Source organism: Duganella sp. OV510, from assembly GCF_900100205.1.
Lineage (GTDB): Bacteria > Pseudomonadota > Gammaproteobacteria > Burkholderiales > Burkholderiaceae_D > Rugamonas.
In genome coordinates this window covers 12,654-32,194 of sequence record NZ_FNEQ01000017.1, presented here as the reverse complement: position 1 = coordinate 32,194, position 19,541 = coordinate 12,654, and the positions used below count along the sequence as shown (strand labels likewise).

The 19,541-nt window shown below is 61.8% G+C and carries 14 protein-coding genes; 4 read left to right on the top strand and 10 right to left on the bottom strand.

Going from position 1 to position 19,541, the window contains the following annotated elements; all coding sequences use genetic code 11:
- The first annotated feature begins 37 nt into the window (after nucleotides 1-37).
- Complete coding sequence (locus tag BLS51_RS28795) at nucleotides 38-1,534, top strand: leucyl aminopeptidase (protein WP_090191501.1); 1,497 nt, start codon at nucleotides 38-40, stop codon at nucleotides 1,532-1,534.
- A 12-nt stretch (nucleotides 1,535-1,546) separates the two neighbouring features.
- Here BLS51_RS28795 and BLS51_RS28790 read toward each other — a convergent pair whose 3' ends face one another.
- A complete protein-coding gene (locus BLS51_RS28790) occupies nucleotides 1,547-1,987 on the bottom strand; it encodes a hypothetical protein (RefSeq protein WP_229207761.1) in 441 nt (146 codons plus the stop codon).
- Between the two features lie 102 nt (nucleotides 1,988-2,089).
- The gene (locus tag BLS51_RS28785) at nucleotides 2,090-2,503 is read right to left on the bottom strand and encodes a phiTE_015 family protein (protein WP_090191498.1); all 414 of its coding nucleotides are present in this window, start codon (nucleotides 2,501-2,503) and stop codon (nucleotides 2,090-2,092) included.
- A 400-nt stretch (nucleotides 2,504-2,903) separates the two neighbouring features.
- On the opposite strand from BLS51_RS28785, the gene xth reads away from it, so the two are divergent.
- Nucleotides 2,904-3,668, top strand: coding sequence for an exodeoxyribonuclease III (xth, locus tag BLS51_RS28780; RefSeq protein WP_090191496.1), 765 nt, complete (start codon nucleotides 2,904-2,906; stop codon nucleotides 3,666-3,668).
- On the opposite strand, the gene BLS51_RS28775 is transcribed toward xth, so the two are convergent.
- The 8 genes from BLS51_RS28775 to prpB form a co-directional block, all read right to left on the bottom strand.
- Complete coding sequence (locus BLS51_RS28775) at nucleotides 3,665-6,916, bottom strand: bifunctional diguanylate cyclase/phosphodiesterase (protein WP_090191493.1); 3,252 nt, start codon at nucleotides 6,914-6,916, stop codon at nucleotides 3,665-3,667. The genes xth and BLS51_RS28775 overlap by 4 nt on opposite strands.
- 119 nt (nucleotides 6,917-7,035) lie before the next feature.
- Nucleotides 7,036-8,697 (bottom strand): cation acetate symporter, encoded by a 1,662-nt coding sequence (locus BLS51_RS28770; protein WP_090191491.1) that lies wholly within the window; start codon nucleotides 8,695-8,697, stop codon nucleotides 7,036-7,038.
- On the bottom strand, nucleotides 8,694-9,002 hold the full coding sequence (locus tag BLS51_RS28765; RefSeq protein WP_090191488.1) for a DUF485 domain-containing protein: 309 nt from the start codon (nucleotides 9,000-9,002) through the stop codon (nucleotides 8,694-8,696). The genes BLS51_RS28770 and BLS51_RS28765 overlap by 4 nt, the downstream gene beginning before the upstream one ends.
- Before the next feature lie 72 nt (nucleotides 9,003-9,074).
- A complete protein-coding gene (locus BLS51_RS28760; protein WP_090191486.1) occupies nucleotides 9,075-10,928 on the bottom strand; it encodes a propionate--CoA ligase in 1,854 nt (617 codons plus the stop codon).
- Between the two features lie 23 nt (nucleotides 10,929-10,951).
- A complete protein-coding gene (gene prpF / locus BLS51_RS28755) occupies nucleotides 10,952-12,133 on the bottom strand; it encodes a 2-methylaconitate cis-trans isomerase PrpF (RefSeq protein ID WP_090191577.1) in 1,182 nt (393 codons plus the stop codon).
- Nucleotides 12,133-14,730: a Fe/S-dependent 2-methylisocitrate dehydratase AcnD gene (acnD, locus tag BLS51_RS28750; RefSeq protein ID WP_090191483.1), complete on the bottom strand. Its 2,598-nt coding sequence runs from the start codon at nucleotides 14,728-14,730 to the stop codon at nucleotides 12,133-12,135. Before acnD ends, prpF begins: the two co-directional genes overlap by 1 nt.
- Nucleotides 14,731-14,732: 2 nt before the next feature.
- Nucleotides 14,733-15,881 (bottom strand): bifunctional 2-methylcitrate synthase/citrate synthase, encoded by a 1,149-nt coding sequence (gene prpC / locus BLS51_RS28745; RefSeq protein ID WP_090191479.1) that lies wholly within the window; start codon nucleotides 15,879-15,881, stop codon nucleotides 14,733-14,735.
- Nucleotides 15,882-15,895: 14 nt separating this feature from the next.
- Nucleotides 15,896-16,783 carry a methylisocitrate lyase gene (prpB, locus tag BLS51_RS28740; protein ID WP_090191476.1) on the bottom strand — a complete coding sequence of 296 codons (888 nt, stop codon included), beginning with the start codon at nucleotides 16,781-16,783 and terminating at the stop codon, nucleotides 15,896-15,898.
- 144 nt (nucleotides 16,784-16,927) lie between these two features.
- On the opposite strand from prpB, the gene prpR reads away from it, so the two are divergent.
- Both prpR and BLS51_RS28730 read left to right on the top strand, forming a co-directional pair.
- Entirely contained in the window at nucleotides 16,928-18,574 is a 1,647-nt protein-coding gene (prpR, locus tag BLS51_RS28735) for a propionate catabolism operon regulatory protein PrpR (protein ID WP_090191474.1), read from the top strand.
- A gap of 100 nt (nucleotides 18,575-18,674) precedes the next feature.
- Complete coding sequence (locus tag BLS51_RS28730; RefSeq protein WP_090191472.1) at nucleotides 18,675-19,538, top strand: alpha/beta fold hydrolase; 864 nt, start codon at nucleotides 18,675-18,677, stop codon at nucleotides 19,536-19,538.
- The last annotated feature ends 3 nt before the right edge of the window (nucleotides 19,539-19,541 follow it).

Below are 19,541 nucleotides of genomic sequence, written 5' to 3'. Positions count from 1 at the left end.
TAAAAGTTTTAAGTACGTACACGACACGGAGAATCAAATGGACTTTAGCATAAAAGCATTCGACACAAAAAACACCATCGCTACGGCCAAAGCCGGCGTTATCGCCGTGGCGGTCTTCGAGAACAAAAAGCTGTCGCAAGCTGCCAAGGCGCTGGACGGCGCTGGTGAAATCACCGCTGCGCTGAAGTCCGGCGACATTACCGGCAAAGCCGGCACCACCCTGCTGCTGCGCGGCGTCAAAGGCACGGCCGCCGAGCGCGTGCTGCTGGTCGGCCTGGGCAGCGATGACACGGTCGCCGAGAAAAGCTTTGCCGGCGGCGTGACTGCCGCGCTGAAAGTGTTCTCCACCCTCGGCACGAGCGACGCTATTATCGCATTGCCGATGACCGAAGTGAAAGAGCGTGACGTCAATTGGGCGATCCGCTGCGTGGTGCAGGCCGCCCACGAGTCGGCATTCCGCACCGACGGCCAGAAAAGCAAGAAAGATCCGGCCGTCGCTGGCGTCAAGAAAATCGCCCTGGCCGTGCCAAATAGCGCCGCCACCAAGGTCGCGCTGGCGCAAGCCGTGGCAATCGCCAACGGCATGGACCTGACCAAGGAGCTGGGCAACACCTCGGCCAACGTCTGCACCCCGACCCACCTGGCCAACGTTGCCAAAAAATTGGGCAAGGACTACAAGTTCGACGTCGAAGTGCTGGACCGCAAACAGCTGGAAGCACTGAAGATGAACAGCTTCCTGTCGGTTACCAACGGCAGCGAGCAGCCGCCGAAATTCATCATCATCAAGCACATGGGCGGCAAGGCCAAGGATGCACCGGTGGTGCTGGTCGGCAAAGGCATCACCTTCGACACCGGCGGCATTTCGCTGAAAGCCGGTCCTGGCATGGATGAAATGAAGTACGACATGGGCGGTGCCGCCTCGGTGCTGGGCACCTTCCGCGCCATCGGTGAGATGAACCTGAAGCTGAACGTGATCGGCGTCATCGCTTCGTGCGAGAACATGCCATCCGGCCGCGCCACCAAGCCGGGCGACATCGTCACCTCGATGAACGGCCTGACCATCGAAATCCTCAACACCGACGCCGAAGGCCGCCTGGTACTGTGCGACGCACTGACCTACGCCGAGCGTTTCAACCCGGCTGCGGTGATCGACATCGCCACGCTGACCGGCGCCTGCATCGTCGCCCTGGGCCACCACAAGAGCGGCCTGTTCACGCGTGACGACGACGCCCACAACCAGCTGGCCGACGAGATCATGGCCGCCGGTAAAAACGCCAGCGACACCGCATGGCGCCTGCCGATCGGCGAAGAGTACAACGAGCAGCTGAAGTCCAACTTCGCCGACCTGGCCAACATCGGCACGCCGGGCGGCGCTTCGTGCACCGCCGCCGCGTTCCTGGAAAACTTCACCCGCAAGTACACCTGGGCGCATCTGGACATCGCCGGCACCGCGTGGAAATCGGGCGGTGCGAAAGGCGCAACCGGCCGTCCTGTGCCGCTGCTGTCGAACTTCCTGATCAATCGTTCCAACTAAGCGTTAAACGCATCAGAACAGGGTCACGCCGGATGCCGGCGCCGGCCCTTCTTCCTTTTCCTGCGCGGGACGCATGACGACGGTCAGCACGTCCGGGTAGTCATAGCCCGCGCCGGTATTCCGGTCCACATAGACGCCGACACCGGCCGTCAACACCAGATTCCCCCAGATATTGGCGTCCGCCCTGGAGTCGACCTTTTCATACGCCCATCCCCTGCCGGCTTTCTGGCAGTCGATGCGCAGCGGTCCCGCGCTCTTGCGCAGCGTGATGCGCGCCGGCGTGGTGACAAACCATTTGCCCATGTCGTTATACAGCACGCAGCCGACACCGGCGATTTCGCGATGATCGAGCACGGTCTGCACCAGCACGTTTTGATCGGTGGATTCAGTCAGGGAGGCGCAGCCTGCCAGCGAGGCAAGCAACGCAACCGCTGCAGCGGGGCGGAAATACATGGTCTGTCTCTGGAATGAAGATACAGACCAGTGTAGCAGCCCGCTGGCGGTTCTATATGCTTAATCAAGCGGCGTAAAGCCTTGCACTTTACGCCTTGTACTTCAGGCGTCCTGGCGTGCCGGCGCTTGCGCTTTTGCCTGCACTGGCTCGGCGGCCTGCTCCTGCCTTTTCTTCAGGCCCTGCACCACCTTCAGGATGTCGTCCATGCCACGCTCGCCGCCCAGCGTCGAGAAAGCGTCCAGCACTTCGTTCAGCACCTGGTTGCGCACAGCCGCTTCGTCGGCGTTGATCGCCGGCGGACGTTGCACGGACTCGGCGGCGCGCTTTTCAGCGGCAGCAGCTTCCTTTTGCGCAGCGGTCTTGCGGCCGCCTGGCGTTTTGCCATGTTCCAGCGCCGCTTGCCAGATAACCCAGCGGCGTTGCGTTTCGAAGACCAGATACTCTTCTGGCTTGTCTTCACGTCGGCGGACGATGTGGCCGTCGCGCTGTGCCCATGCCTCAAATGCAGTTCGCATTTTTTATTCCTTTGCAAATGCGCTACGCGCAATTCACGATAAAAACTACAAATTATTTCCATATAGTATCATTCATTGCATCACTACAACGCAAAAAGATACGCGGATTTTGCTGTTTTATGTTGCTAAACGGAAACACAAGTTTTCCACTAAGTTTGTACAAGTATATTTCTAATTTGCTTACTTTGTCTTGGTTTCCAGTTCTATTTTGACAACAAGGAGACAGTATTGGAAATTATTTTTTGATTTCACACATTACGCAACATTTTAGGGCCTCGCCCCCATCCTAAGGAAGGGTTTTTCATGTTTTTTCATACAGCTTTACAAGATGGTAATGATATGTGTTAAATCCGGATGCTGTAAGATGCAAGCAACACGAACCATCGCATGAAAGCATGATATGAAAATAGCCACTTGGAATGTTAACTCTTTGAACGTAAGACTGCCGCACGTTATAAAGTGGCTAGAGGAAAACCCGGTAGATGTGCTAGCGATTCAAGAAACAAAATTGACGGACGACAAGTTTCCGTTGGCAGAACTGGAGGCGGCGGGCTATCACGTAGCCTATACCGGGCAGAAGACCTACAACGGCGTAGCACTGATTTCGAAGCTGCCGATCCACGATATCGTCAAAAACAACCCGAAATTTGAAGACCCGCAGCAGCGCATCATCGCCGGCACCATCGACGGCGTGCGCGTGGTGTGCGCCTATGTGCCGAACGGCCAGGCGGTGGGCTCGGAAAAATTCCTGTACAAGATGGCCTGGCTGAACGCCTTCCATGACTGGATACAGGAACAGGCGGCACAATATCCACAATTGGCGGTGGTGGGGGATTACAACATCGCGCCGGAAGACCGCGACGTACACGATCCGGCCGCGTGGGAAGGCATGGTGCATGTGTCGCCGGAAGAGCGCGCGCAGCTCAAGCGCCTGCTGGACATCGGCCTGACCGACGCCTTCCGCATGTTCGAGCAGGCCGATAAATCGTACAGCTGGTGGGACTACCGTGGCCTCGGTTTCCGCCTCAACAAAGGCCTGCGCATCGACCACCTGCTGCTGTCGGATGCGCTCAAGCAGCGCTGCACGGCTTGCGCGATCGACCGCGTGCCACGCAAATGGGAACAGCCGTCCGACCACACGCCGGTGATCGCCACCTTCGCCTAAGTCCTCGGCAGCAGCAGCTGGGCCGTCATGTGCGGCACCGGCTGCGAGAACAGATAGCCTTGCGCGAACTGGCAGCCGTGCCGCTGCAACAGCGCATACTGCCCTTCCGTCTCGACGCCCTCCGCCACCACCGACAGCTGCAGGCTGTCCGATAGCGCGATGATCGCCGCCACAATCGCGCGGTCTTCCGCGCTCTCTTCCAGGTCCTTGATGAAGGCGCGGTCGATCTTGATCTTCTTGACCGGGAAGCGCTTCAGGTAAGCCAGCGATGAATAGCCGGTGCCGAAATCGTCGATCGACAGGCGGATGCCCATGGCGTTGATGTGGCCGAGGATTTCCAGCGTCTGCTCGCCGTGCTGCATCAGCGCTGTCTCGGTGATCTCAAACTCGATCAGCGCCGGATCGATGCCGGTTTCGTCGAGGATGTCGCGCACCGAATCCACCAGCCCGCGATGCATGAACTGGCGCGGCGACAGGTTGACCGCCAGCGGCACCGGCTTCATGCCCTGGTTTTGCCACGTCATGCTTTGCTTGCACGCCTGGCGTATCACCCACTCGCCAATCGGCACGATCATGCCGTTTTCCTCGATGATGGGAATGAACTGGTCCGGCGTGACCAGCTCCGTGCCGCCGCGCCGCCAGCGCAGCAGCACCTCCATCGCGTGCAGCCGGCGCGTGCCGATGTCCATGATGGGTTGGAAGTACAGTTCGAATTCCTTGGCCGCCAGCGCGCCGCGCAGGCTGGATTCCAGCTCGAAGTGGAGCGCGGCCGACAAATTCATCGCCTCCTTGAAGAACTGGTAGTTATTACGGCCACTGGCCTTGGCGTGGTACATGGCGCCATCGGCGTTGCGCATCAGGGTTTCGACATCGCCGCCATCATCAGGATAGACGCTGATGCCGATCGATGGCGTGATATGCAGGTTGCGGCCTTCCAGCGGGAAGCAGTCCGACAATGCCTCGATGATTTTTTCCGCCACCTGGCTGGCCTCGTCCGTCGCGCGGATGCCCGGCACCAGCACCACGAACTCGTCGCCGCCGAGACGGGCCACGGTATCGCTGGCGCGCACCGCGCCGCACAGGCGGGCGGCGACTTCCTTCAGCAACTGGTCGCCGGTCATGTGGCCCAGCGAATCGTTGATGGTCTTGAAGCGGTCCAGGTCAATGAACATCACCGCCAGCTTGCGCTCGGAGCGCTGCGCCGCCATCATGGCGCGGTCCAGCCGGTCCGACAACAGCGCGCGGTTCGGCAGCCCGGTCAGATTGTCGTGATACGCCATATGATGCACGCGCGCTTCCGCTTGGCGGCGCTCGACGATCTCGCCCTGCAACTGCGCATTGGCGCCGGCCAGTTCCGCCGTGCGTTCCTGCACCCGCAATTCCAGTTCATCGCGGGCGCGCGCCACCGCTTCCGCCGCCTCGCGCCGCGCGGTGATGTCGTCCACCAGCCACACCGAACGCCCGCGCGCCTGCGCCAGGTCGAACGGGCGGCCAGACAGGCGCCCCCAGAAAGTGCTGCCATCCTTGCGCACCAGCTCATATTCCGAGACATTGACATGGCCGGATCCGAAATCGCGCACCGTCTCGGCGCGGGCGCGTTCCCACGCCTGCTTGTCGGCGTAGAAGGCTTGCACGCTGAGGTGATTCATCTCGCCCGGCCCGTAGCCGAACAGTTCTTCCATCTTGCGGTTGCAGCGCAGGTTGCGGCCATGCTCCACCACCGAGATGCCCAGCACCGCGCTGTCCAGGATCGCCTGATTCTCCAACAGCGCATTGCGCAGCGCTTCCTCGGCGCGCTTTTGCTCGGTGCGGTCTTCGATCACCCAGATCGTGCCTTGCGACGGGTCGTCCGGATTGACCACGTAGCCGATCAGCTGCGCCCACAGGGTGCTATCGTCGGCGCGGCGCATCTCGATCTCGGTCTGAAACGGCTTGCCGATCGAGAGGAAGGGATACGCCTCCGCGCCCAGCCGCTCATAGGCTTCCTGCGAGGGATACAGCGCGCGTCCGGGCAGGCCCAGGCCCGAGGCTTCATCGTAGCGGAACATCTCGGCAAAGCCGCTGTTGTAGCGCGTGATGACGCGGTTCTTGGTAAACAGGATGCTCATCGAGGCGTTGGTCATGATCGCCTCGACCTCCATCTGGGTTTGCAGCGACTCGGTCACGTCCTCCAATATCCAGATGGTGCCGCCGCCGCGATGTTCGAAGTCCACCGCATTCGCGCGCACGCGGCACCAGAACAGGCTGCCGTCCTTGCGGCGGAACTGCCAGGCCGTTTTTTCAAACGGCTGGCCAACGCCCAGCAACGGCCCCGCCTCGCGGCCAAACTGCGCATAGTGTTCCTCCGACTGGAACACCGTGGCCGATGGCAGCCCTTCCATCTCGCCCGGCGCGTAGCCAAACATCTCGGCCATGCGCACGTTACAGCTCATCATGATCTGCGCCTTGGTGAACAGGATGCCGACCGAGGCGTTGTCGTGGATGGCCTTCTGCTCCAGCAGCATGCGCTGCAGCTTTTCACCGTCTAGCCGCAGGTCATGAATGTCTTCCATGATCCACACCGTGCCCTCGGCATTGTGCAGCGGATCGACGGCGCGGCCGTACAGGCGCGCCCAGAACAGCGTGCCATCCTTGCGGCGCAACTGGATTTCGCCGGTGAAGGACTGGCCGCGCGTCAGCGGCGGCCCGGCATCCTGCCCCAGCTTGATGTAGTCCGCCTCGCTGGGATAAGCGATCAGGCTCGGTGCGCCTTCCAGCTCCTGCCGGCTATAGCCCAGCATTTCGGCACAGCGGATATTGCATTCCTGGATAATGCCATCCTTGCTGAACAGGATGCCGACGGCGGCATTCTCCAGGATGGCCTGCTGCTCCAGCAGCGTCTTGCGCAGCGCGCGCTGGTCGCGCTGGACTTCGGTGATGTCGTGGAAGACGATGGTGGCGCCATCGTCGGGCAGCGGCTTGGTCCAGACCTGCACCGACAGGTAGCGTCCATCGGCGCAAATCAGGCAGCTGTCCCAGCGGCCCGCATCGGCGCTGTGCAGTTGCTCAACTGCGGCGGCGCGCATATGGCGCGCGAACAGCTCACCCACAGGACGACCGCAAGGATCAAAGCCCAGCAGCGTCACCAGCTCCGCATTCGCCGCCAGCACGGCGCCCTCGGCATTGCAGGCGCAGCCTGGCACGCCGATCAGCGCAAGCGCTTCGGCAACGAATTCCTGATGGGTCGACTCTCGATACCTGGGCAGCATAGTTGATCGATGATAAACCACATTCCAGGCAATCGCTATTAATGTGCTTGCGTCAAACGCCTAAAAACGACAACGCCCGGCATGCCGGGCGTTGTCTATGCTACAAGGTGATGTTTCTATTAATGCGCGCTTGCGCCGGCTGCGCCGATGCCGGTTTCCGAACGCATTTCCTGCGCTTCAAAGCCGGCGCGGTCGATGCGCGCACGCGGACTGCGGTCCAGCAGCGAGAAGATCCAGATACCCAGGAAGCCGGCCGGCATCGAGAAGATGGCAGGCGAAGCGTAAGGGAACAGCGCTTCGGCATGACCCAGCACATCGACCCACACGGACTTCGACAGCACGGTCATTACCAGCGCCAGCGTCAGGCCGATAAAGCCGCCGATGGTGGCGCCGCGCGTGGTGCAATCCTTCCACAGCACGGACATGAACAGTACCGGGAAGTTGGCCGAGGCGGCAATCGCAAACGCCAGCGATACCATGAAAGCGATGTTCTGCTTCTCGAACGCGATCCCCAGCACCACGGCGACGATGCCCAGCACAATGGTGGTGATCTTCGACACGCGCAGTTCGCTCGCGCCGCTGGCTTTGCCCTTGGCGATCACGGTGGCATACAGGTCATGCGATACCGCCGATGCGCCGGACAGCGTCAGGCCGGCAACCACGGCCAGGATGGTGGCGAAGGCCACAGCCGAGATGAAGCCCAGGAAGACATTGCCGCCAACCGCTTTGGCCAGGTGCACCGCAGCCATGTTGTTACCGCCCAGGAGCTTGCCTGCCGCATCCTTGAACTCAGGATTGGTGCTCACCAAAACGATGGCGCCGAAACCGATGATGAAGGTCAGGACGTAGAAGTAGGCGATCCAGGTGGTGGCCCAGAACACCGACTTGCGCGCCTCTTTCGCGCTTGGCACGGTGAAGAAACGCATCAGGATGTGCGGCAGGCCGGCGGTGCCGAACATGAGCGCCATGCCGAACGAGATCGCCGACACAGGGTCCTTGATGAAGGTGCCTGGCCCCATGATGGCTTCTTTGTTGGCGTGCAGCTCCACCGATTTGGCGAACAGCGCTTCAGGGCTGAAGTTGAACTGCGCCAGCACGGCAATCGCCATGAAGCTTGCGCCGCCCAGCAGCATCACGGCCTTGATGATCTGCACCCAGGTGGTGGCGGTCATGCCGCCGAACAGCACGTAGATCATCATCAGCGTACCGACCAGCACCACGGCGATCCAGTATTCCAGGCCAAACAGCAGCTTGATCAACTGACCGGCGCCGACCATCTGCGCGATCAGGTAGAAGGCCACCACCACCAGCGTGCCGGAAGCCGAGAAGATGCGGATCGGCGCCTGCTTGAAGCGATAGGCGGCAACGTCGGCAAAGGTGAAGCGGCCCAGGTTACGCAGGCGCTCCGCCATCAGGAAGGTGATGATCGGCCAGCCGACCAGGAAGCCGATGGCGTAGATCAGGCCATCGTAACCGTTCAGGAAGACCGAAGCGGAGATGCCGAGGAACGACGCCGCCGACATGAAGTCGCCGGCAATCGCCAGGCCGTTCTGGAAACCGGTGATGCCGCCGCCGGCGGTGTAGAAGTCGGATGCGGAGCGGGTTTTAGCGGCCGCCCATTTGGTGATATACAGCGTGAACACCACGAACACGCCGAACATGGTGATCGCGGTCCAGTTGGTAGGCTGTTTGGCGGCCTGGCCCAGGTCTCCACCGGCTGCCAGCGCGGCGCCACATGCAGCCAGCAGTGCTGGCGCCATCAGTTTCTTCAAGATGCTCATGCTTTCACCTTGTCGTGGATGGCTTGGGTCAGTTGATCGTACTCGCTGTTGGCGCGGCGTACGTAGATGCCGGTAATGAGCACCGTGAAGATGATGACGAACAGGCCAATCGGCATGCCCCAGGTCATCACGCCATCACCGGTTTTCGCGGCCAGGAATTCTTTGTCGAATGCAATCAGCAGGATGTAGCCGTAGTAGACGACCAGCATTGCTGCGGTAAGCAGCCAGCCGAAGCGGGAGCGCGTCTTGACCAGTTTGTGATAATTGGGGTCGCGCTTGAGTTGTTGAACAAGATCGTCATGCATTGTGTGTCTCCGTTATTGATGCTCTTCTATTCGAGCTTACACACAGAATAGAAGAGCAGCCTTACCGAAGCCTTACAACAGCGCACGCTGAATTTGCTGCAGCGAAGCAGGATCTTCGATGGTGGTGACGTCGCCGGGGCTGCGTCCTTCACAAATTGCCTGGATGGAGCGGCGCAGCAATTTACCGGAACGCGTCTTCGGCAATTGCGTGACGAAGTACACGCGTGCTGGCCGCGCCACCGCGCCCAGTTGGCGGTCCACCACCGCCATCACATCCTGTTCCAGCGTGCCGGCTTTGGCGTCCTTCAGAATCGCGAAGGCCACCGCCACCTGGCCCTTGATCTTGTCCTCGACGCCGACCACTGCGACCTCCGACACATTCGGATGGCTGGTGATCGACTCCTCGATCTCGCGCGTGCCGAGGCGGTGGCCGGCAACGTTGATCACATCATCGGTGCGGCCAAGGATAAAGTAGTAGCCGTCTTCATCGCGTACGCCCCAGTCGAACGTGGAGTACAGCTGCTGCGTCCAGTACGTATCGACGAAGCGCTGGTCGTCGCCGTAGATGGTTTGCATACAGCCTGGCGGCAGCGGGCCTTCGATCATCAGCACACCTTTTTCGTTGGCGGCGCATTCGTCACCGGTGGCTTCGTTGATCAGCTTGACCTTGTAGCCGTACATGGCGACGCCTGGGCTGCCAAGTCTGGTCGGCACATCCTCTATCCCCTTGGCGATAGACAGGATGGGCCAGCCGGTTTCTGTCTGCCAGTAGTTGTCGATGATCGGCACGCCCAGTTCGGAGGCAATCCAGCTTGATGTGGTTTCGTCCAATGGCTCGCCGGCCAGGTACAGCGCCTTCAGCGACGACTTGTCATGCTTGCGCATGTATTCCGGCGGCTGTTTGCGCAGCACGCGGATCGCGGTCGGCGCGGAGAACATGCGCGTGACCTTGTGCTTCTCGACGATGCGCCACCAGATGCCGGGATCGGGGCAGATCGGCAAACCTTCGTACATGATGGTCGCCATGCCGGCAATCAGCGGGCCGTAGACGATGTAGGAGTGGCCCACCACCCAGCCGATGTCCGAGGTGGCAAAGAAGGTCTCGCCAGCTTTGCCGCAGAAATTGTGCTGCATCGAAGCAGCCAGCGCCACCGCGTAACCGCCGACATCGCGCTGCACGCCTTTCGGCTTGCCGGTGGTGCCGGAGGTGTAGAGAATATACGAAGGCTCGTTCGACTCCAGCCAAGTGACCGGCACATGCGCGGCCAGGTGCGCAGCGCTCAGCGCCGCGTAATCGACATCGCGTCCTTCCGTGCGCTGCATCGGCGCCAGACCGCGATCAACCAGCAGCACGCGCGACGGCTTGGCGGACGACAGCGAGATCGCCTCATCCAGCAGCGGCTTGTAGGGGATCGCCTTGCCGTTGCGTGAGCCCGCGTCGGCCGAGACGACCAGTACCGGCCTGGCGTCGTCGATGCGGCTGGCCAGGCTGTTGGCGGCAAAACCGCCGAACACCACCGAGTGCACCGCGCCGATGCGCGCACAGGCCAGCATGGCGAATGCGGCTTCGGCGATCATCGGCATGTAGATCAGCACGCGATCGCCTTTGCGCACACCAAGCGATTGCATCATCGCCGCCCAGCGCTGCACTTCCACATGCAGTTGATTAAAGGAGTAGCTGCGCTCCGTGTTGGTTTCAGTGGAGATGGCGATCAGCGCCGGCTTCTCACCCTGCGTCGCGCACCAGCGGTCCACCGCGTTGTGGCACAAGTTGGTCTTTCCGCCCACGAACCAGCGGGCAAATGGTGGGCGGGAATCATCCAGCACCTGCGTGAACGGCGTGTGCCAGTCGATGAGCGCAGCTTCGTCCCGCCAGAATGCTTCAGGCGTGACGATAGAGCGCTGATAAAAATCAGCGTACTTCATTGTCTCCTCCGGTTTGTAACTGCTTAAGCGGGTACGCGTACCCAGCCTTCCATCAGTACTCGCGCGCTGCGGCTCATTACCGCTTTTTTTACGCTCCATTCTCCGTTCTGCTGTACTGCTTCGGCGCCGACACGCAAGGTGCCGGATGGGTGGCCGAAGCGCACCGCGTTGCGTTCACCACCGCCCGCCGCCAGGTTCACCAGCGTGCCGGGAATCGCGGCGGCCGTGCCGATGGCGACGGCGGCCGTACCCATCATGGCGTGATGCAGCTTGCCCATCGAGAGCGCGCGCACCAGCAGGTCGATATCGCCTGCGGCCACCGGTTTTCCACTGGATGCAGTGTAAGCCTTCGGTGGCGCCACAAACGCCACCTTCGGCGTATGCTGGCGCGTGGCCGCTTCGCTCAGATCCTTGATGAGGCCCATGCGCAGCGCGCCGTGTGCGCGAATAGTCTCGAACATCGCCAGCGCCTTGGCGTCGCCGTTGATGGCGTCTTGCAGCTCGGCGCCGCTGTAGCCGATGGCGTCGGCGTTGATGAAGATGGTGGGGATGCCGGCGTTGATCATCGTGGATTTCAGCGTGCCGACGCCAGGCACCTCAAGGTCGTCAACCAGATGGCCGGTTGGAAACATGGCGCCACCAGCGCCCTCTTCCTCCGCCGCCGGGTCCATGAATTCCAGCTGCACTTCGGCGGCCGGGAAGGTCACGCCATCCAGTTCGAAGTCACCGGTTTCCTGCACTTCGCCGTTACTCATCGGGATATGGGCAATGATGGTCTTGCCGATGTTGGCCTGCCAGACACGCACCACCGCCACGCCATCGCGCGGCACCCGGGCCGGATCGACCATACCTCCACTGATCGCGAAGGCGCCAACGGCAGCGGACAGGTTGCCGCAATTGCCGCTCCAGTCGACAAAGGCCTTGTCGATCGAGACCTGGCCGAATAAATAGTCGACATCGTGGCCGGCGCGGCTGCTCTTCGACAAGATCACTGTCTTGCTGGTGCTGGAGGTGGCGCCGCCCATGCCGTCGATCTGCTTGCCGTATGGGTCCGGGCTGCCGATCACGCGCAGCAGCAACTGGTCGCGCGCGGCGCCCGGTTGCTGCGCTGCTTCCGGCAAGTCCTGCAAGCGGAAGAACACGCCCTTGCTGGTGCCGCCACGCATATAGGTGGCGGGGATTTTGATTTGCGGTTTGTGCGTCATCATGCGGCCTTTGCGGAAGCAAGGAAGTCCTGCGCGAAGCGCTGCAGCACGCCGCCGGCTTCGTAGATGGATACTTCTTCGGCTGTGTCGAGGCGACAGGTCACCGGCACATCCATGCGCGCGCCATTACGGCGATGGATCACCAGCGTCAACGTCGCGCGCGGCTTGCGTTCGCCGATCACGTCATACGTCTCGGTGCCGTCGAGGCCCAGCGTGATGCGGTTCACGCCATGCTGGAATTCCAGCGGCAGCACACCCATGCCCACCAGGTTGGTGCGGTGGATGCGCTCGAAACCTTCGGCCACGATCGCTTCCACACCAGCCAGGCGCACGCCCTTGGCCGCCCAGTCACGCGACGAGCCCTGGCCATAGTCCGCACCGGCCACGATAATCAGCGGCTGCTTGCGCGCCATATAGGTTTCAATCGCTTCCCACATGCGCATCACCTTGCCGTCCGGTTCAACACGCGCCAGCGAGCCGGCTTTGACCTGGCCGTCGGTGTTCCGCACCATCTCGTTCTTCAGCGTTGGATTGGCGAAGGTGGCGCGCTGCGCGGTCAGGTGATCGCCGCGGTGCGTGGCGTAGGAGTTGAAGTCCTCTTCCGGCAAGCCCATTTTGTGCAGGTACTCGCCCGCAGCCGAGTCCATCATGATGGCGTTGGATGGCGACAGGTGGTCGGTAGTGATGTTATCGCCCAAGACTGCCAAAGGACGCATGCCCGTCAGCGTGCGCTCGCCAGCCAGCGCGCCTTCCCAGTACGGCGGACGGCGGATATACGTCGATTGCGCTCGCCAGTCGTACAGCGGCGCCGCGCGCTCGCCCGTGTCCTCGCTGCGCGCGAACATCGGGATATACACCTTGCGGAAGTGCTCCGGTTTGACGCTGGCGGCGACGACAGCGTCGATCTCTTCATCGCTCGGCCACAGGTCTTTCAATGTCACCGGATTGCCGTCGGCGTCATGGCCCAGTACATCCTTTTCGATATCGAAGCGGATAGTTCCGGCGATCGCATAAGCCACCACCAGCGGCGGTGACGCCAGGAAGGCCTGCTTGGCGTATGGGTGAATGCGTCCGTCAAAATTACGGTTGCCCGACAGGACGGCGGTGGCGTACAAGTCGCGCTCCACTACTTCTTTCTGGATCACCGGGTCCAGCGCGCCGGACATGCCGTTGCACGAGGTGCAGGCATACGCCACCACGCCGAAGCCCAGCTGCTCCAGTTCCGGCAGCAGGCCCGCTTCTTCCAGATACAGCGTCACCGCTTTAGATCCTGGCGCCAGCGAAGTCTTGACCCATGGCTTACGCAGCAAACCAGCCTTATTGGCGTTCCGCGCTAACAAGCCGGCGGCAATCATATTGCGCGGATTGTTGGTGTTGGTGCAGCTGGTGATGGCGGCAATGATGACCGCACCGTCCGGCATCTTGCCCGGTTCATTCTCGACCACACCGGCAATGCCGCGTGCAGCAAGCTCGCTGGTTGGCACGCGCTTGTGCGGATTGGATGGACCAGCGATGTTGCGCACCACGGTCGACAAGTCGAACGTCAGCACGCGCTCATACTCGGCGGTCTTCAGGCTGTCCGCCCACAGGCCGGTATGCTTCGCGTACTGCTCGACCAGGGCCACCAACGCGTCATCGCGGCCGGTCAGCTTCAGGTACTTGATGGTCTGCGCGTCGATCGAGAACATCGCGGCGGTGGCGCCGAATTCCGGCGCCATGTTGGAGATCGTGGCGCGGTCGCCCAGCGTCAGTGCCGTGGCGCCTTCGCCGTAGAATTCCAGGTAGGCAGACACCACCTTTTCCTTGCGCAGGAATTCCGTCAGCGCCAGCACGATGTCGGTGGCGGTAATGCCTGGCTGCGGCTTGCCGCCCAGTTCAACGCCGACGATGTCGGGAAGGCGCATCCACGACGCGCGCCCCAGCATCACCGTCTCTGCCTCCAGGCCGCCGACGCCGATGGCGATGACACCAAGCGCATCGACCATCGGCGTGTGCGAATCGGTGCCGACCAGCGTATCCGGATAGGCCACGCCATCTCCCACCTGAATCACCGGCGACATGCGCTCCAGGTTAATCTGGTGCAGGATGCCGTTCCCCGGCGGGATCACGTCCACATTGCGAAAAGCCTTCTTGGTCCAGTCGATGAAGTGGAAACGGTCTTCATTGCGGCGGTCTTCAATGGCGCGGTTCTTGTCGAAGGCGTCCGGATCGAAGCCACCGCACTCCACCGCCAGCGAGTGGTCGACCACCAGCTGCGTCGGCACCACCGGATTGACCAGCGACGGATCGCCGCCCTGCTCCGCGATGGCGTCGCGCAGGCCGGCCAGGTCAACCAGCGCGGTCTGGCCGAGGATGTCATGGCACACCACGCGCGCCGGGAACCAGGGGAAATCCAGATCGCGCTTGCGCTCGATCAGTTGCGACAGCGAAGCGTTGAGCATGGCTGAATCGCAGCGGCGGACCAGGTTCTCCGCCAGCACGCGCGAAGTGTAGGGCAGTTTGGCCCAGGCGCCTGGCTGGATCGCATCGACCGCTTCACGCGCGTCGAAGTAGTCTAGCTGGGTGCCCGGCAGGTTCTTGCGAAATGCGGTGTTCATGATTATTTGCGGTCCTTGATCGGGACGAATGTCAGGTCTTCAGGGCCAACGTAGTTGGCGCTTGGGCGGATGATCTTGTTGTCGATGCGCTGTTCGATGATGTGCGCCGACCAGCCGGAGGTACGCGAGATAACAAACAGCGGCGTGAACATCGCGGTCGGCACGCCCATCATGTGATACGACACGGCCGAGAACCAGTCCAGGTTCGGGAACATCTTCTTGATCTCCCACATGACAGACTCCAGGCGTTCGGCGATATCAAACATCTTGGTGGAGCCGGCTTCCTCGGACAACTGGCGCGCCACGTCTTTAATCACCACGTTGCGCGGATCGGAAACCGTGTACACCGGATGGCCGAAACCGATCACCACTTCCTTGTTGGCGACGCGGTTGCGGATATCGGCTTCCGCTTCGTCCGGATTTTCGTAGCGCTTCTGGATCTCGAAAGCGACTTCGTTGGCGCCGCCGTGTTTCGGTCCGCGCAACGCGCCGATGGCGCCGGTGATGGCCGAATGGATGTCGGAGCCGGTGCCGGAGATGACGCGGCTGGTGAAGGTCGATGCGTTGAATTCATGTTCGGCATACAGGATCAGCGAGGTGTGCATCGCGCGCACCCACGAATCGCGCGGCTTCTCGCCATGCAGCAGGTGCAGGAAGTGGCCGCCAATCGAGTCGTCATCGGTTTCGACTTCGATGCGCTTGCCGTTATGGCTGTAGTGGTACCAGTACAGCAGCATGGAGCCGAAGGAGGCCATCAGGCGGTCGGCAATATCGCGTGCGCCGGGCATATTGTGATCGTCCTTCTCCGGCAGCACGCAGCCCAGTACCGAGACACCGGTACGCATCACGTCCATCGGGTGCGCCGAAGCAGGCAGCGCCTCCAGCGCCGACTTCACCGCTTGCGGCAGGCCGCGCAGCGATTTCAGTTTGGCCTTGTAGCCGCGCAGCTCCGCTTCGGCTGGCAGTTTGCCATGCACCAGCAGGTAGGCGATTTCCTCGAACTCGCAGGTGGTGGCGACATCCAGGATGTCGTAGCCACGGTAGTGCAAGTCGTTGCCGGTTTTGCCGACGGAGCACAGCGCGGTATTACCGGCGGCGACACCCGACAGGGCAACGGATTTTTTTGGCTTGAAGGTGGTGGCTTCGGTCATGTTGGTGTCTCCTCTTATTTTTTCTGTGCAGCGAACAGCGCGTCCAGCTTCTGTTCGAAATCGTGATAGTTGATGCTTTGGTAGAGTTCTTCGCGCGTCTGCATGGTTGCCAGCACGTTCTGCTGCGTGCCGTCGCGGCGGATCGCCGCGTAGACGTTTTCCGCCGCCTTGTTCATGGCGCGGAAGGCGGACAGCGGATACAGCACGATATCCACACCAGCGTCGCGCAGCTCTTCCTTGGTGAATAGCGGCGTCGAACCAAATTCTGTGATATTCGCCAGCACCGGTACTTTGACGGCGGAGACAAAGCGCTTGTACATGTCGATATCAGTCAGCGCCTCGGCGAAAATCATGTCCGCACCCGCCTCCACGCAAGCGACCGCCCGCTCGATCGCGCGGTCCAGCCCCTCCACCGCCAACGCGTCGGTACGGGCCATGATGACAAATTGGTCGTCAGTACGCGCATCCACTGCCGCACGCACGCGATCTGCCATTTCCTGCTGGCTGACTACCTCCTTGCCGGGACGATGGCCGCAGCGCTTGGCGCCTACCTGGTCTTCGATATGGATGGCGGCGGCGCCAAACTTGATCATGGATTTCACGGTGCGCGCCACGTTGAACGCGGAAGCGCCGAAACCGGTATCGATGTCGACCAGCAGCGGCAGGTCGCACACATCGGTAATGCGGCGCACATCGGTCAGCACATCGTCCAGATTCGAGATGCCCAGGTCGGGCAGTCCAAGCGAGCCAGCCGCCACACCGCCGCCGGACAGGTAAATCGCCTTGAAGCCGGCACGCTTGGCCAGCAAGGCGTGGTTGGCGTTGATGGCGCCGACAACCTGCAATGGCGATTCTTCCTGGACTGCTTTGCGGAAAGCGGCGCCTGCGGAGTATTGACTCATGGTGTGACCTTTCGATGTTGCGTTAAGTTGGGCTTTATATTGCAAAGGCCGTGCCACCTTATCAAGTCTTACAAATCAATCACTTACGCCAGACACAACGTTTCACCATGAAACACTGAAACAGATTTGAACTATAATTGAAACATGCGCCATTCCACTCCCCTGCCCTTCGATGTCAACGACAAGCCGGTTATCTGGACGGTTTCGGTATCGCGCCTGTCCGACCTGTTCCGCGACATCACGCTGGAATACGACAACCTGGCCACCATCGAACCGATCAACCTGGGCTTCGACGAAGCTGCCCGGCATATCCGCGAACGCCTGGCGACGGAACGCTGCGACGCCGTGATCGCAGCCGGTTCCAACGCCGCTTACCTGAAAGGCCGGCTGTCGGTGCCAGTGGTGATTGCGAAGTTCAGCGGGCTGGATGTGATGCAGGCGCTGGCGCGCGCGCGGCGAGTCTCGGACCGCATCGGCATCGTCACCTACCAGGACCGGCTGGCGGAACTGGCAGAGTTCTGCACTACCTTCGGCTTCGATGTCGAGCAGCGCACCTACGCCACCGAGGAGGACGCACGCGCGCAGATCAATGACCTGAAGGCAGCCGGCATCAAGGCCATCGTCGGCGCCGGCCTGATTACCGACCTGGCGGAGGAAGCGGGATTGACCGGCGTATTCGTCTACTCCGCTACGTCGATCCGCCATGCGTTTGATGACGCGCTGGAGATGGCGCGCCTGACGCAGCTGGAATCCAATCGGCACCGCACGCGCAACGCGGTGGTGACCGACACGCTGCGCGCCCGGCATGGCATCAATGACCTGCGTGGCGAGTCGGCAGCGATGGAGTCGGTGCGGCAGGCGGTGGTGCTGTACGCAAAATCGCCAGCGACGGTGCTGATACAGGGCGAAACCGGCTGCGGCAAAGAGCTGGTGGCGCAGGCGATGCACCGCGAGGCGCCACGCACGCTGGGACAGAACCGTCCTTTCGTCGCGGTGAACTGCGGCGCGATTGCGGAATCGTTGCTGGAGTCGGAACTGTTCGGCCACGAAGAAGGCGCTTTCACCGGCGCGCGGCGCGGCGGCCATGCCGGCCTGTTTGAAGCGGCCAACCACGGCACGCTGTTCCTCGACGAGATCGGCGAAATGCCGCTAACGCTGCAAACGCGTCTGCTGCGCGTGCTGGAAGAACGCGAAGTGGTGCGCGTAGGCGGAACGCGGCCGGTCCCGGTCAATGTGCGCATCATCAGCGCCACCCATTGCGACCTCGAACAGCGCGTGCGCGATGGCCGCTTCCGCGCCGACCTGTTCTACCGCCTCGCGGTGCTGCGTCTGACGTTGCCGCCGTTGCGTGCGCGGCCGGAAGACATCATGACGCTTGCCGAGTGGTCGCTGAAAAACGCGCTGGCCTCGCTCGGCGCCCGTCCGCATCCCAATCTGCACGCGGAAATGGCCGCCTGCGGGCCGCTGCTGCAAGCTTACGCATGGCCGGGCAATGTGCGCGAACTGCGCAACCTGAGCGAACGCCTGGCGCTGTTCCTCGCCGCCGAGCCGCTACAGGCGCTGACGCCCGCCTTCGTGCTGAGCGTGGCGCCCGAACTCTCTGGCCGTCCGGGATCTACTTCTACGCCGCTTGCGTCGCCATGGCCGGGCGCCGCATCCGTCCCTACCCTGCCGTCCAGCGAGCGGGTGTCCGACGTGGTGGCCCGCTTCGGCGGCCGCCGTGACGCCGCTGCCGATTACCTTGGCATCAGCCGCACGACGCTCTGGCGCAAGCTCAAGGCAGAAGGCTGACGACCACTCATCACGCCGGGATACCGCTCATCCCAAAGCGCTCGCCAGCTGCACGACGCGCCGCTAGCATGGCGACACTTACTCACCAACGGAGAACACCATGCTGCTCAAGACCATCGCCGCTTTCGCTGCCACCCTGATATTGGGTCAGGCCACCGCCGCCGAACATCCGGCTTTCAAGGTCGACGTTACCGGCACTGGCGCGCCCATCATCCTGATTCCCGGCCTGGCATCATCCGGCAGCGTGTGGGACGGCACGGTGGCGCGCTTTTGCGGCGACGGCAAGCGTCAGTGCCACGTGCTGACGCTGGCAGGGTTCGCCGGCCAGCCGGCCATCAAGGAAGCGCTGCTACCGGCAGTGGAACAACAATTGAGCGCTTATATCACCGAGCAGAAATTCACGCAGCCGGTGGTCATCGGCCATAGCCTCGGCGGCTACCTCGCGCTAAAACTGGCTGCCGACCACCCGGAACAAGTTGGGCAACTGGTGATCGTCGATTCTCTGCCGGCACTGGGCGCGATCCAGGCACCGAACATGACCAGCGCGCAGCTGAAGCAAATGGCCGAAGGCATGCGCGGCGCCATGCGCTCGCAAGATGCGGAAGCGTTCAAAACCGCCCAGTTGCGCAATATGCGCAGCATGATCACCAAACAGGAGGACATGGATCGCGTGCTCGCCGCTGGCAAGCAGTCGGACCGCGACACCGTCATCAATGCCATGGCCGATCTGATGGGCGGCGATCTGCGTGCGGACATCAGCCGCATCAAGGCACCAACGCTGGTGCTGGGCACCTGGATCGCCTACAAGGATTATGCGCCCAAGGAAACCACCACCGCCGTCTACACCACCCAGTTCGCCCAGCTGAAAGGCGTGCGGATCGAGATGGCGGACAATGCACGCCACTTCATCATGTACGACGATCCGGCCTGGATGTATGATCGTATCAACAGCTTCCTCAACTGACAC

Excerpts from the sequence above, each read along its gene's own strand:
- BLS51_RS28795 (WP_090191501.1), top strand. The coding sequence starts at position 38 with ATGGACTTTAGCATAAAAGCATTCGACACAAAAAACACCATCGCTACG.
- BLS51_RS28790 (WP_229207761.1), bottom strand. The coding sequence starts at position 1,987 with ATGTATTTCCGCCCCGCTGCAGCGGTTGCGTTGCTTGCCTCGCTGGCA.
- BLS51_RS28785 (WP_090191498.1), bottom strand. The coding sequence starts at position 2,503 with ATGCGAACTGCATTTGAGGCATGGGCACAGCGCGACGGCCACATCGTC.
- xth (WP_090191496.1), top strand. The coding sequence starts at position 2,904 with ATGAAAATAGCCACTTGGAATGTTAACTCTTTGAACGTAAGACTGCCG.
- BLS51_RS28775 (WP_090191493.1), bottom strand. The coding sequence starts at position 6,916 with ATGCTGCCCAGGTATCGAGAGTCGACCCATCAGGAATTCGTTGCCGAA.
- BLS51_RS28770 (WP_090191491.1), bottom strand. The coding sequence starts at position 8,697 with ATGAGCATCTTGAAGAAACTGATGGCGCCAGCACTGCTGGCTGCATGT.
- BLS51_RS28765 (WP_090191488.1), bottom strand. The coding sequence starts at position 9,002 with ATGCATGACGATCTTGTTCAACAACTCAAGCGCGACCCCAATTATCAC.
- BLS51_RS28760 (WP_090191486.1), bottom strand. The coding sequence starts at position 10,928 with ATGAAGTACGCTGATTTTTATCAGCGCTCTATCGTCACGCCTGAAGCA.
- prpF (WP_090191577.1), bottom strand. The coding sequence starts at position 12,133 with ATGACGCACAAACCGCAAATCAAAATCCCCGCCACCTATATGCGTGGC.
- acnD (WP_090191483.1), bottom strand. The coding sequence starts at position 14,730 with ATGAACACCGCATTTCGCAAGAACCTGCCGGGCACCCAGCTAGACTAC.
- prpC (WP_090191479.1), bottom strand. The coding sequence starts at position 15,881 with ATGACCGAAGCCACCACCTTCAAGCCAAAAAAATCCGTTGCCCTGTCG.
- prpB (WP_090191476.1), bottom strand. The coding sequence starts at position 16,783 with ATGAGTCAATACTCCGCAGGCGCCGCTTTCCGCAAAGCAGTCCAGGAA.
- prpR (WP_090191474.1), top strand. The coding sequence starts at position 16,928 with ATGCGCCATTCCACTCCCCTGCCCTTCGATGTCAACGACAAGCCGGTT.
- BLS51_RS28730 (WP_090191472.1), top strand. The coding sequence starts at position 18,675 with ATGCTGCTCAAGACCATCGCCGCTTTCGCTGCCACCCTGATATTGGGT.